Here is a 12,582-nt window from a genome sequence, read left to right as displayed (position 1 = left end):
GCCGGATGGAGGCGACAAGGCAAGGCCTCACCGTTCCGTCGCCTGATCGCGCGGCCGCCCCACCCCGTCGCTGCAAGACGCCCCTCCCCCGAGGGGGAGGGACAGGTGCGTTACTCCACGCCCAGTTCTTCCAGCAGGCGCGGCTGGCGGTACACGTTGCGCAGGGCTTCCGTGATCGCCGCCGTCGAGACCGTCACCGTCCGGTTCAACTCCCCATCGTACCAGTACGCCCCGCCAAGGGAGTGGATGTTGCCGTCGAAGGCGGCACCGATCACCTCTCCGCGGGAATTGATCACGGGCGAGCCCGAGTTGCCGCCGATGATGTCGTTGGTCGAGACGAAGTCATACACCGTCGCCTTGTTCACATCGGCTTCGCGCGCCGCGAACTGTTCGGCCAGCAGGAAGGGCTGCGAGCCCGTCGCCCGCTCATAGAGGCCGCCCATATAGGTGAAGGCCGGAACCTCCGTCCCGCGATAGGTCCAGCCCTTCACCTGACCGTAGGACAGACGCAGCGAGAAGGTCGCATCCGGATACTGGTTGTCGCCAAAGGCCGCGAACCGGGCCTGGGCCACCTTCTCGGCCGCCCGTGCGGTCGGGCCCGAGACGGTCGATTCCCACTGGGCGCGCACGGCCTGGGCCGCTTCGTCGTTCCGCAACACGAACTCGATCAGAGGATCGCCCGAGGCGGCCAGCTGCTCCGGCGTCATGGCCAGCAGTTCGGCACGCCGGGCCGGATCGGCCAGGCGCGAGCCCTCGACCAGACGCGCGCCCAGGGCTTCGGGGCTCTCGCGGCCCAGCAGGCGCTGGACGTCGGCATTGTCGACCGTCAGGTACTCGCGCGTCTTGGACAGCCAGAAGGTCAGGTAGATTTCTTCCAGATCCGCCTCGATCGGAGCCACGGTCGCCAGACGACGCCCAAGGTTCGCCAGGTCGGCGTCCGAATAGCCAGCGCGACGCTCGGCGACCGGCCTGGCCCGCTCCTTGGACGCCCGAACGATCGCCCGGGCGAAGCCGTACAGCATCGACCGCTGGCCCGCGTTCGCCTCCAGCTGGCGGTAGGGCAGGAACAGATCGGCGGCCCGGGTCTCGATCCGGGTCAGGTCAGCCCAAGGATCGCCGATGCGCTCGGCCAGGGCCGGATCGGCGGCGATGAGGGCACGAAGTTCGGCCTCCTGCTCGCGCTTGGCGGCCATGAAGTCAGCGTCGATCAGGGTCTGCTCCTGGCCATAGGATGCCTTGAAGCTGTTCTCCAGGCCGAAGATCGGGTCGACCGAGACGCGCGCGGCTTCTTCGCCCGTGAACGAATACTGCTGCAGGCGGCCGCGCAGCTCCGACGACTGGATCAGGTTGATCGGCAGGGTCTGGTCGCGCAGCCGCTCCAGCTGCGACACGGTCAGGAGGCGCGAGGTCGAGCCCGGATTGCCCGCCACGAACACCGGTTCGCCCTCGGTCGGAGCGCTGGCGTTCCAGGTCAGGTGGTTCGGCGTCGCGACCGGCTGGCCGTTCTCGTACAGGCGCAGGAAGCCTGCATCGAGCGCATAGCGCGGGAAGTTGAAGTTATCCGGGTCGCCGCCGAAGAAGGCCGCCTGGAACTCCGGCGCGAAGGCCAGACGCACGTCATCATATTTGCGGAACTTGTAGAGGGCATAGCGGCCGCCACGATAGAAGCTGATGACCTGGCAGGTCAGTTTCGGATCGTTGTTGCACTCTTCGGTCTGGATCGCTTGCTGCACCGCGCCGCGCGCCTGCACGAAGGCCGCCCCCTCCAGACCTGCGCCGGCGCCCAGCACCCGCTCGGTCACGTCAGTGATGTCGGTCAGGATCTCTGCGGTCTGGCCGGGGCACTGGCGCTCCTCCTCGCGGGTCGCCGGCATCCAGCCGTTCTTCACATAGTCGTTCTGGGCATCCGACAGGTCCTGCACGCAGGAGATGACGCAGTGGTGGTTGGTCAGGACCAGACCCTGGCCCGACACCAGCGAGGCGGAGCAGCCGTTGATCCGCACCGCCGCGCCGCGGACCTTGTCCAGCCAGGCCTGGTCGATCTGCGTGCCATACAGGCTGTTCACCGTCTGGATCGGGAAGTTATCGAAGGTCCACATCCCCTCTTCGGCCTTGGCGGGAGTTGCCGGCATTGCCGCGCAGGCGAGGGCCAGCACCGAGGCGGCGGCAATCAGGGACCGTGACGACATGAATTTTCTCTCCTGTACCCGGCCTGAGCGCCGATGTTACTTTATAACTAGCTTGAGCCTTGCGGCCCCTGCAAGAGCGGCATCTCCACGCCCTCCGCCGGACCGCGTCAAGCGTGGCCACATCAAGGCGGCTCCCCTTAACCCGATTTAACTTGGAGGGAACCCGGCAGCAGGTCAGATAACACCGCAAGTCAGGGGTGTTTCACAGACAATGTCGCTCGCGCTTTCCACGCTGCTCTTCGAGTGGCGCCGATACATGGCCGCCGTCATGGCCCTGGCCCTGTCGGGTCTGCTCGTTCTCGCCATGACCGGTGTCTTCATCGGCATCGGCAAGGGGTTCACCGCGACCATCGAACGCTCCAGCGCCGACATCATCGTCATGCAGCCGGGCGCCACGTCGCTGATCGGCGGCCCGTCGGGCGTGCCGCGTCGTTTCATTCCCCTCGTCTACAACAACCCGCAGGTGGTCGAGGTCCAGCCCCTGGACGGTGCCGGCGGCAGCTTCCAGTCGGTCAAGGACATTGATCCCACCATGTCCCAGGCCGACCGGGCCAAACAGGGTGCGCCGCGCCAGGAGTTCGTCCAGGCCTCGATCATCGACACCACGCCGGGCTCGGTGACCATTCCGACCGACTACTCCCAGGAACTGGTCGACGCCCTGCGCCAGCCCTACACGGTCGCCATCGATGAGACGGCCATCAGCAAGCTTGGCGTAAAACTGGGCGACCGCGCCCTCTACAACGGCCAGACGGTCACCGTGGTCGGGGTCACCCGCGGCTATCCCAACATGATGCAGGCCACCGTCATCATGTCGCGCGATACCCTGCGCATGGTGGGCCAGGCCGACACCGGGCCCCGCGTCGGCCCCCTGATGGTCAAGCTGCGCGACCCGACCCAGGCGATCCGCGTCGCCGCCGAGCTCAACGCCTCCGGCAATGGCCAGTGGAAGGCCTGGACGCGTCAGGAACTGGCCGACGCCAACGCCGGCGCCATGTTCGAGGAGGGCATCCTCGTCATCATCATCGGCGGCTGCGTCTTCCTGGGCACCGTCATAGGCATCGCCATCACCTGGCAGACCCTGCGGGGCGCGATCATGGCCAACATCAAGGAGTTCGCCTCCCTGCGGGCGCTCGGCGTCGGCATGGGCTCGCTGAACCGGATCGTCATGGAGCTCAGCTTCTGGGTCGGCTGCGTGGGGGTTCTGGCCGCGATCCTGCTGACGATGGGCATTCAGGCTTTCGCCCTGGCCAACGCCGTGATCATCGCCCTGCCGCCGGTCTTGCTGATTGTCGTCGGCGGCGGCCTGATCGTCATCGCCATGCTGTCGGGCCTGCTGTCCCTCGGCATCCTCAAGAACAGCCAACCGGCGGACCTGCTGCGATGACCGACTTCGTCCAGCACACCAAGGTTCACGGCAAGCATGGCGATTTCGCCATCGAGGCCAGGGGACTGGTCAAGCGGTTCAAGTCCGGCAAGGCCTTCGTCGAAGTCCTGAAAGGCGTCGACTTCGACGCCCGTCACGGCGACCTGACCATGGTCATGGGCCCCTCCGGCTCCGGCAAGTCGACCCTGATCGCCGCCCTGTCCGGCCTCCTGCGTCCTGAAGAAGGCCGCGTCGACGCGCTCGACGTCGATGACCTGTGGAAGCTGTCGGCGGGCAAGATCGACAAGTTCCGCCTGGATCACTGCGGCTTCATCTTCCAGGGCTTCAACCTGTTCCCGGCCCTGACCGCCCTGCAGCAGGTCGAGGTGGTGTTGAAGTTCCAGGGTCTGACGCCCGGCCAGGCGAAGAAGCGCGCCACCCAGGCACTGGAAGAGGTGGGCCTGGGCCCGCGCCTGCACCAGCGCCCATCCGCCCTTTCCGGCGGCGAGAAGCAGCGCGTCGCCATCGCCCGCGCCCTGGCCAAGGATCCCAAGATCCTGTTCGCCGACGAACCCACCTCCGCCCTCGACGGCGAGAACGGCCAGATCGTGATCCGGCTGCTGCGTCGCGCAGCGGACGATTACGGCGCGGCCGTCATCTGCGTCACCCACGACCCGCGACTCGAGGAATGGGCCGACCGCGTTATCAAGATCGAGGACGGCATCATCATCTCCGACGAGCGCCGCACGCCCAATCCGAACGCCACCCTGGCGTCCCATCACTAAGACTTCGTCCCGAGGACCTCTCTCATGCCCGCCTTCCTGAAGAACAAATGGCTCTGGATCGGCATCGTGCTGATCATCCTCGTCGTGGTGGGCTTCACCACGGTGCAGAGCGGCAACAAGGCCAAACAGGCCGAGGCCGAGAAGGCCGAGGCCGAAAAGGTCGAGAGCCCCTATGCGGCCATCGCCAACGGCAAGGTCGATATCGAGGGCGGCATCATCCAGATCGCGGCCCGTCGCGGCGGCATCGTCCGCGAAGTCCTGGTCCAGGAGGGCGACACCGTCGTCGCCGGCCAGATCCTGGCGCGTCAGGAGGACGATGAGGCCCGTCTGGCGCTCCAGACCTCCGAAGCCGATCTGGCCTCGGCCCAGAGCCAGCTCAACCTGATCCAGGTCGATATCCGCACCGCCCAGCGCGAGTTCGACCGGCTGGAGCGGCTCGTCGCCACCAATTTCGTCGCCGCCCAGCGTCTCGACCAGGCCCGCGACCAGATCGCCCAGGCCCAGGCCCGTCTCGGCTCGCAGCAGGCGGCGGTCCAGACCGCCCGCGCCCGCCGCGACCAGGCCGCCTACAATGTCGAACTGACGGTGATCCGCTCGCCGGCTGACGGCCGTATCGTGCGCCGCTACGCCAACCCGGGGGCCGGCGCCTCGACCCTGAACGTGTCCAACATGTTCGATCTGGAGCCGAACGTCCCGCGCATCGCGCGCGCCGAGATCGTCGAGTCGGACATCCCCAACGTCGCCACCGGTCAGGCCGTCGAGATCACGCCCGAGGGTGATCCGTCCAAGGTCTATGTCGGCACGGTCCTGCGTCGCGCCGCCGTCTTCGGCGCCCGCAAACTGGCCTCCGACGACCCCTCGCAGCGGTCCGACGAGCGCGTCGTTGAGGTGGTCGTGACCGCCGGCGACGCTCCCCTGCTCATCGGTCAGCGCGTGCTGGTGAAGTTCATGAAGCCCGGCCAGGCCGCCGGCGCCGCCCGGACGCCCACCGTCGGCGTGCCCGCCACCCGCTCGATGCAGACGCCCGAAGCCCGGGCGGCGAGCTGAACCTTTCCGTCTCCTCCCTGTTCGCCACTTGGCGAATGGGGAGGTGGCAGCGAGCCCTTCGCGAGCTGACGGAGGGGGCGACACGATTTCGACCACGAGGGAGTCCGGCCTGCAACGCCGCCTCGCCCCCTCCGTCTCTCCGTCTCTCCGCTGCGCTTCGAGCCACCTCCCCATCGCTGCGCGACAGGGAGGAGACCAGAAAGACAAAAGCCCCGGCCATCGGCCGGGGCTTTTTCGTATTCAGTCTTTCTTCCCGTACCGGAAGGGCACGAAGTTCGACGGGTGGCTGACCACCCTCTCGTTGGCCCGAGGTGGGCGAGAGTTCACCAGCATCCCGCCCCACAGGGCGAAGGACATCATGGCGTGCTGGAGGTTCTTCTCCTTGTCGTTCATCCTGGCGTCTCCTTTCGCTGAACGATGAAAAGAGACGCGTCGTGCTCCCAGGGGTTTTCACCCTCTCAGTCGTTTCGCGTCGAAATCGATATCGCCCGATACGCGTCGAATTGCAAGTTTTTAGTCCGCTACCGGATCAATTTTCGTAATCATGTCTTCAAACGCTACGCCGCCGCCACGCCCGATCGCCACGCCCTGCATCCAGGTCTGTATCGTCGATGGCCCTTCAGGCCTGTGCCTGGGCTGCTACCGGACCCTACAGGAGATCGGCGGCTGGTCCCGACTGACCGACGAGCAAAGGGCTGAAATCATGGCCGAACTTCCGGTCCGCGAAGCGAAGATCGACCCCGCCAAACTCGGGCTCTGAGCCTTAACCCTTCGTCAGCTACGTCGCTTCACCCCATCCCAACCCGGCGCAGGCACAGTGTGGTCAGCCGCAGAAGCGGTTCGTCGCGAAGGTGTCCCGCGTTGCGTCTTGATATCCAGTCCGCGATCGTCATGGCCATCGCGACCGTCTCCTCGCTGAGCGTCGCCTGGTGGCTGACGCACCAGGAGCCTCGCGCCGCCGAGGCCGCCGTCATGGTCGTTCCCGCCGAGACGACCGCCACGGTCCGCGCTGCGGCCGGCCAACCCGCCCAGATCGCCCGCTCCGCCGACGGCCACTACTGGGCCGAGGCCGACATCGACGGCCGCGCCATCCGCGTCCTCGTCGACACCGGCGCCAGCGTCGTCGCCCTGACCCGTCAGGATGCCCTGCGTCTCGGCCTGCGCCTGACCCCCGCCGACTTCACACAGACGATCGAAACCGCCTCCGGCCCGGCCAAGGCCGCAGCGGTCGAACTGGATCACGTCGCCGTCGCCGGCGCCCGCGTCGACAAGGTCCGCGCCCTCGTCGTCGAGGACGGCCTGCCCCACTCCCTGCTGGGCATGAGCTACCTCGGCCGCCTCTCATCGTTCGAGGCCCGCCCGACCGGGCTGACCCTGCGGCCATAGCGCAAACGGCAGTCTTTGCAGTTTTTCTGCAGAAATTGCCGTAACCACCCTGACCGAAATCGTCGGATTTTGCAGGATCTGACTGGCCGAAATCGCCACGAACTCACCGGCGGCCGCAAAGACTGCATTTCGACGCTACAGCGCCTTCACCACCACCGAGATCGCGGTGAGCAACAGGTAGATGGCGAAGGCCTTCCTCAACACCTTGCGATCCAGCCTGTGCGCCAGCTTTGCGCCATAAGGAGCGACCAGGGTCGTCAGCACCCCCATGGCCACGGCCGCCGGGACGTTGACATAGCCCAGGCTCAGCGGCGGCCTGCCATCTGCGCCAAATCCGAACACGATGAAGCCGACGGTCGCCGCCGCCCCGATGGCGATGCCGAAGCCCGAGGCCGTCGCCACCGCCTGATGGATCGGCCGTCCGCACAGGGTCATCAGCATCCCGCCGAAACTGCCGCCCCCGACCCCCATCATCGCGGACAGCAGGCCGATCAGCCCGCCGATCCCGCGCCGCCACCAGCCCGTCGGCAGGTCCTTCCGGACATGTACGGTCTCGGGCAGCAGCCCCATCTGCGCCGCGACGACCGCCAGACAGACGCCGTAGACGACCGCCAGCCCCTCCATCGAAGTCAGGCCGGCGATGGCCGCACCGACCAGGGCCCCCGCCCCGACCCAGGGCGTCCAGGTCTTCAGCACCTCTTCGTCCACCGCCCCGTGCGCCCGATGCGCCCCCAGCGACCGCCAGGACGTCGCGACGATGGTCAGCAGGGAGGTGCCGATGGCGACATGCAGGTTGCTCTCGCCGCCCAGCCCCAACACCGAAAAGGCGTAGAACAGCGCCGGAACCAGCACCGTCCCGCCGCCGACTCCGAACAGGCCCGCGATCAGTCCGCCCGCCAGCCCCGCCGCGAGCACCGCAGCGGCCAGCAGAACCAGTTCATTCAGGGGAAGGGAGGTCACCCGGGCGGTCTAGCGCGCGGCGCGGCGCCTGTCCGCCTCAGAAGCGCGCCGTAACGCCCAGCTGGACGATCGGGAAGAAGGCCTTGTCCTTGGCGTCCTCCTGGATCTCGCGCGCTTCCTGTTCCAGCCGGGCGCGGAAGATCGGATCGTTCGACAGGGTCCCGCCGCTGGACGACAGCCCCACCTCCGGCTCCTGGCTCCAGGCCACTCCGACCATGCCGCGGAAGCCCCAGGTCCCCTCGCGATAGAAGCTGTCGTCATAGCCGATGCCGACGAAGGGCGCGGTCTCCGACAGTTTGATCCGTCCGCTCAGGGTCCCGACCTCGGCCGGCGTGAAGGTCGCCCCGCCGATGTTCACCGGCGCGGTGGGCCGCCCGTTGAGATTGATCGTCCGGTTTCCCACATAGGCCCCGCCGGAGATGAGGAAGCCATTCAGGAACGGATGCAAATCGACGAACCCCGACACCGTGTCGAAGTCGAACCGGCCCTCATAGTCGACGTCGCTGTAGGTCTCGTCGAAATCGTACCCCAGCGTATCGATCCCGCCCCGCAGCACGAACACCGGCCCGAGCGACAGCTGCACCTCGGCGCCGACGCCGGTCGTCCCGGCGTTGAGGGCGGCCGTGATCGGCGAGCGCGGATGACGGCTCTGCGCCTCGGCGGTACCCGCCGAAACGGCCAGCAGGGACAGGGCGATCAGGGTGATGCGGGTCATCCCGCAGCCTTGTCGCGGCCAGGCTTAACGAACCGTTGACCGTGTCAGGCGGCTTCCCCGACCCGGTCGCGCCGCGCCTCTGCCTCGCGCACCGCCTCGACCGCGCGATCGACCACATCCAGACCCGCGCCGGGCCGGATCGCCTCGACCGTCAGGATGCGGCGGAAGGCTCGCGCGCCCGGCCGCCCGTGCATCAGACCCAGCATATGCCGCGTCATGGCATGCAGGCCCCAGCCCTCCGTCAGCCGCGCGGCCAGATAGGGCTTGTACCGCTCGATGGCCTCGAACGGGTCGACATCGGTGCCCGTCGCACCGAACAGCCGCCGATCCACCTGACCCAGCAGGGCCGGCTCGTGATAGGCGGCCCGTCCCAGCATGACCCCGTCCAGCTGGACCCCGTCGCTCCCATCCAGATGCGCCTCGACCTCGTCCAGCGAGCCGATGCCGCCGTTGATGCAGATGATCAGATGGGGCCGCTCCCGCTTCAGCCGCCGAACCAGCCCGTAGTCCAGGGGCGGCACGTCCCGGTTCTCCTTGGGCGACAGGCCGCTCAGCCAGGCCTTGCGCGCATGGACGATGAAGGTCGTCACCCCGACGGCCGCCGAGGCGTCCACCGTCGCGAACAGGCTGACGGCCGGATCCTGATCGTCCACCCCGATGCGGCATTTGACCGTCGCCGGCACGTCGACCGCCTCACGGATCGCGGCCATGCAGTCGGCGACCAGCTCGGGCTCGCGCATCAAACAGGCCCCGAACCGCCCCGACTGCACCCGGTCCGACGGACAGCCGACGTTCAGATTGATCTCGTCATACCCCATGGCCGCGCCGATCCGCGCGGCCTCGGCCAGCTGCGCCGGATCGGACCCGCCGAGCTGCAGCGCCACCGGATGCTCGACCGGGTCGAAGCCCAGCAGCCGCTCTCGGTCGCCATGGATCACCGCCGGGGCTGTGACCATTTCCGTATAGAGCAGGGCCCGCGTCGACAGGGCACGGTGGAACGCCCGGCAATGCCGGTCGGTCCAGTCCATCATCGGCGCGACGGACAGTCTGTGGGCGGGATGGGTCATCGTCGGCGACCCCATACGCGCAAGACGCCCGGAAGTCAGCCCAACCCCAGCCGCTTCACAATGGCCTCGGCCGCCTCGACCGAGCCAAGGACCGTGGTGTCGATGACGATCTCGGCGGCTTCCGGCGCCTCATACGGACTGTCGATCCCGGTGAAATTCTGCAAGTCGCCCGCGCGAGCCTTGGCGTAGAGCCCCTTCACGTCCCGCGCCTCGGCGACCGCCAGCGGCGCATCGACGAATACCTCCAGGAACTCGCCCTCCGCCATCAATTCGCGCGCCATTCGCCGCTCCGCCCGGAAAGGCGAGATGAAGGCCGTGATGACGATCAGGCCGGCGTCGGCCATCAGTTTCGCCACCTCGGCGACCCGGCGGATATTCTCGACCCGATCTTCCTCGGTGAAACCCAGATCGCGGTTCAGCCCGTGCCGCACATTGTCCCCGTCCAGCAGATAGGTGTGTCGCCCGAGCGCATGCAGCCGCTTGTCGACCAGGTTGGCGATGGTCGACTTTCCGGCCCCGGACAGTCCGGTCAGCCAGACGACGGCACCCTTCTGTCCCTTCATCGCCGCCCGCGCGGAGCGGTCCACATCGATGGCCTGCCAGTGGATGTTGTCGGCCCGGCGCAACGCAAACCGGATCATCCCCGCCCCGACCGTCCGGTTGGTGATCCGGTCGATCAGGATGAAGCCGCCCAGATCGCGGTTCGTCTCATAGGGCTCGAAGGCGATCGGCCGGTCCAGCGACAGGTTGCAGACGGCGATATCGTTGAGCTCCAGCCGTTTGGCCGCCAGCTTCTCCAGCGTGTTGACGTTGACCCGATGCCGGATCGCGGTGACCTGGGCCGTCGCCGTCCGCGCGCCGATCTTGAGCAGATAGGACCGACCGGGCGACAGGGTCTCCTCGTCCATCCAGACCACCGTCGCCTCGAACTGGTCCGCGACCTCGGGCGGCGCCTCGGCCGCCGCGATCACATCGCCGCGCGAGACGTCGATCTCATCCTCCAAGGTCAGGGTGACGGACTGTCCGGCCGCCGCCTCGGCGAGGTCGCCCGGCATGGCCACGATCCGCGCGATCCGGCTCTCGCGCCCGCCCGGTAGCACCCGCACGCGATCGCCCGGCAGCACCGTCCCCGCCGCGATCAGTCCGGCGTAGCCCCGAAACTCCGGGTTTGGACGATTGACCCACTGCACCGGCATCCGGAACGGCCGGGCGGCGGCGTCATCGCCGACCTCGACCCCTTCCAGCCACTCCAGAAGGGTCGGCCCGGCGAACCCTTCCGGCGACGGCGCGACCACCCCCTCCCCCGTCAGGCCCGACAGGGCGATGGGCGTCACGTCGGACAACCCGATGCTGTCGGCGAAGGCGCGATAGGCGGCGACGATCCCGGCGAACACGGCCGGATCCCAGCCCATCAGATCCATCTTGTTGACCGCCAGCACGACCTTGCGGATGCCCAGCAGGGCGCAGAGGTAAGAATGCCGCCGCGTCTGGACCAGCACACCCTTGCGCGCATCGATCAGGACTACGGCCACGTCGGCCGTCGAGGCGCCGGTGACCATGTTGCGCGTGTACTGCTCGTGCCCCGGCGTATCGGCGACGATGAACTTGCGGTGTTCGGTGGCGAAGAACCGGTAAGCCACGTCGATCGTGATGCCCTGTTCCCGCTCGGCCGCCAGCCCGTCGACCAGCAGGGCGAAGTCGATGTTCTGCCCCTGGGTGCCGACCTTCCTGGAGTCCGCTTCCAGCGCCGACATCTGGTCGTCGAGGATCGTTCGGGTGTCGTAGAGAAGCCGCCCGATCAGGGTCGACTTGCCGTCGTCCACCGAGCCGCAGGTGATGAAGCGAAGCAGGGACTTCATCAGAAATAGCCCTCCGCCTTCTTCTTCTCCATCGAGGCCGACTGGTCGTGGTCGATCACCCGCCCCTGACGCTCCGACGTGGTGGAGGCCTTCATCTCGGCGATGATGTCGGCGACGCTGGTCGCCGTGCTCTCGACCGCTCCGGTCAGGGGGTAGCAGCCCAGGGTCCTGAACCTCACCGACCGCACCTGCGGCACCTCGCCCGGCGCCAGCCGCATCCGCGCGTCGTCGACCATGATCAACGCCCCGTCCCGCTCGACCACCGGCCTCGGCTGGGCGAAATACAGCGGCACGATCGGGATCGCCTCCTGCTCGATGTATTGCCACACATCCAGCTCGGTCCAGTTCGAGATCGGGAAGACGCGAATGCTCTCCCCCGCCCCGATCCGCGTGTTGTACAGCCGCCAGAGTTCCGGCCGCTGGTTCTTCGGATCCCAGCGATGCCCGGCCGAACGGAAGGAGAAGATTCTCTCCTTGGCCCGCGACTTCTCCTCGTCGCGCCGTGCCCCGCCGAAGGCCGCCTGAAAGCCGTGATGATCCAGCGCCTGTTTCAGACCCTCGGTCTTCCACAGGTCGGTATGCATGGAGCCGTGATCGAACGGATTGATCCCCCGCGACCGGGCGTCCTCGTTGACCCAGATCTTCAGATCGACGTCGCCCGCCGCCCCGACCTGATCCCTCAGCGCGTACATGTCCCGGAACTTCCACGTCGTATCGATATGCATCAGAGGGAACGGAATCGGACCGGGGAAGAAGGCCTTGCGCGCCAGATGCAGCATCACGGCCGAGTCCTTGCCGATCGAATACAGCATCACCGGCCGCTCGATCTCGGCCGCCACCTCGCGCAGGATGTGGATCGCCTCGGCCTCCAGACACTGGAGGTGGGTCAGGCGGGCGGAGGGCGTCGGATCGGTCACACCCGTCGATAGCAACAACCGTGGCGCTGCGCACCCCGTCCCGGATGGCCCGGCCGGAAGCCACACCGGCTATAGAAACGGTCGTCTTAATATGCACCGCGCCCTGCGGCGGGGTTATGATGCTTCCTGCCTCGCCAAAAGAAGGGGGCGGACGGGACTCTACGGACTATCTGGACTCCCGCTTCGGAGTCGGTTCGCCATCCGAACGAGACTCTATGGACTATCTGGACTCCGTTTTCGGAGTCCGGTCAGTCTGACTATTCGGCCCGAAAACAGGTGACGCTTCCAGCTCCG

Annotated in this window: 12 protein-coding genes; 5 read left to right on the top strand and 7 right to left on the bottom strand. The window is 67.3% G+C overall.

Translation table 11 applies throughout. From position 1 onward, the window contains the following. Window positions 1-110 precede the first annotated feature (110 nt). The gene (locus ACW18A_RS02000) at window positions 111-2,189 is read right to left on the bottom strand and encodes a S46 family peptidase (protein ID WP_492023152.1); all 2,079 of its coding nucleotides are present in this window, start codon (window positions 2,187-2,189) and stop codon (window positions 111-113) included. Window positions 2,190-2,400: 211 nt separating this feature from the next. On the opposite strand from ACW18A_RS02000, the gene ACW18A_RS01995 reads away from it, so the two are divergent. Genes ACW18A_RS01995 through ACW18A_RS01985 form a run of 3 tightly spaced genes read left to right on the top strand, consistent with a single transcriptional unit; the run spans window position 2,401 to window position 5,384 of the window. Next, a complete protein-coding gene (locus ACW18A_RS01995; protein ID WP_492023151.1) occupies window positions 2,401-3,573 on the top strand; it encodes an ABC transporter permease in 1,173 nt (390 codons plus the stop codon). Beyond that, entirely contained in the window at window positions 3,570-4,337 is a 768-nt protein-coding gene (locus ACW18A_RS01990; RefSeq protein ID WP_492023150.1) for an ABC transporter ATP-binding protein, read from the top strand. The genes ACW18A_RS01995 and ACW18A_RS01990 overlap by 4 nt, the downstream gene beginning before the upstream one ends. A gap of 24 nt (window positions 4,338-4,361) precedes the next feature. Beyond that, on the top strand, window positions 4,362-5,384 hold the full coding sequence (locus ACW18A_RS01985) for an HlyD family secretion protein (protein ID WP_492023149.1): 1,023 nt from the start codon (window positions 4,362-4,364) through the stop codon (window positions 5,382-5,384). A gap of 240 nt (window positions 5,385-5,624) precedes the next feature. Here ACW18A_RS01985 and ACW18A_RS01980 read toward each other — a convergent pair whose 3' ends face one another. Then, window positions 5,625-5,777: a hypothetical protein gene (locus ACW18A_RS01980; RefSeq protein ID WP_492023148.1), complete on the bottom strand. Its 153-nt coding sequence runs from the start codon at window positions 5,775-5,777 to the stop codon at window positions 5,625-5,627. A gap of 151 nt (window positions 5,778-5,928) precedes the next feature. Between ACW18A_RS01980 and ACW18A_RS01975 the strand changes: the two genes are divergently transcribed. Both ACW18A_RS01975 and ACW18A_RS01970 read left to right on the top strand, forming a co-directional pair. Beyond that, window positions 5,929-6,144 (top strand): DUF1289 domain-containing protein, encoded by a 216-nt coding sequence (locus ACW18A_RS01975; protein WP_492023147.1) that lies wholly within the window; start codon window positions 5,929-5,931, stop codon window positions 6,142-6,144. A gap of 101 nt (window positions 6,145-6,245) precedes the next feature. Continuing rightward, window positions 6,246-6,770, top strand: a complete 525-nt coding sequence (locus ACW18A_RS01970; protein ID WP_492023146.1) for a TIGR02281 family clan AA aspartic protease — start codon at window positions 6,246-6,248, stop codon at window positions 6,768-6,770. 135 nt (window positions 6,771-6,905) lie between these two features. Here the strand turns inward: ACW18A_RS01970 and ACW18A_RS01965 are convergent, their stop codons facing one another. From ACW18A_RS01965 to cysD, 5 genes are read right to left on the bottom strand one after another with little or no spacing between them, the layout of a single operon-like run. Then, a complete protein-coding gene (locus tag ACW18A_RS01965; protein WP_492023145.1) occupies window positions 6,906-7,730 on the bottom strand; it encodes a sulfite exporter TauE/SafE family protein in 825 nt (274 codons plus the stop codon). A 37-nt stretch (window positions 7,731-7,767) separates the two neighbouring features. Beyond that, a complete protein-coding gene (locus ACW18A_RS01960; RefSeq protein ID WP_492023144.1) occupies window positions 7,768-8,445 on the bottom strand; it encodes a hypothetical protein in 678 nt (225 codons plus the stop codon). Window positions 8,446-8,489: 44 nt separating this feature from the next. Continuing rightward, a complete protein-coding gene (gene dusA / locus ACW18A_RS01955; protein WP_492023143.1) occupies window positions 8,490-9,512 on the bottom strand; it encodes a tRNA dihydrouridine(20/20a) synthase DusA in 1,023 nt (340 codons plus the stop codon). Window positions 9,513-9,547: 35 nt separating this feature from the next. After that, a complete protein-coding gene (cysN, locus tag ACW18A_RS01950; protein ID WP_492023142.1) occupies window positions 9,548-11,371 on the bottom strand; it encodes a sulfate adenylyltransferase subunit CysN in 1,824 nt (607 codons plus the stop codon). Beyond that, a complete protein-coding gene (gene cysD / locus ACW18A_RS01945; RefSeq protein ID WP_492023141.1) occupies window positions 11,371-12,288 on the bottom strand; it encodes a sulfate adenylyltransferase subunit CysD in 918 nt (305 codons plus the stop codon). Before cysD ends, cysN begins: the two co-directional genes overlap by 1 nt. Window positions 12,289-12,582 lie beyond the last annotated feature (294 nt).

The sequence above is a fragment of the Brevundimonas sp. AVps5 genome, assembly GCF_058681515.1.
The sequence above is the reverse complement of the archived record's forward strand: the minus strand, read 5'-3'. Positions and strand labels throughout refer to the sequence as shown.

Coding starts and splice junctions, on each gene's coding strand:
- ACW18A_RS01960 (WP_492023144.1), bottom strand. CDS start 8,445: ATGACCCGCATCACCCTGATCGCCCTGTCCCTGCTGGCCGTTTCGGCG.
- dusA (WP_492023143.1), bottom strand. CDS start 9,512: ATGACCCATCCCGCCCACAGACTGTCCGTCGCGCCGATGATGGACTGG.
- ACW18A_RS01995 (WP_492023151.1), top strand. CDS start 2,401: ATGTCGCTCGCGCTTTCCACGCTGCTCTTCGAGTGGCGCCGATACATG.
- cysN (WP_492023142.1), bottom strand. CDS start 11,371: ATGAAGTCCCTGCTTCGCTTCATCACCTGCGGCTCGGTGGACGACGGC.
- ACW18A_RS01990 (WP_492023150.1), top strand. CDS start 3,570: ATGACCGACTTCGTCCAGCACACCAAGGTTCACGGCAAGCATGGCGAT.
- ACW18A_RS01985 (WP_492023149.1), top strand. CDS start 4,362: ATGCCCGCCTTCCTGAAGAACAAATGGCTCTGGATCGGCATCGTGCTG.
- ACW18A_RS02000 (WP_492023152.1), bottom strand. CDS start 2,189: ATGTCGTCACGGTCCCTGATTGCCGCCGCCTCGGTGCTGGCCCTCGCC.
- ACW18A_RS01980 (WP_492023148.1), bottom strand. CDS start 5,777: ATGAACGACAAGGAGAAGAACCTCCAGCACGCCATGATGTCCTTCGCC.
- ACW18A_RS01975 (WP_492023147.1), top strand. CDS start 5,929: ATGTCTTCAAACGCTACGCCGCCGCCACGCCCGATCGCCACGCCCTGC.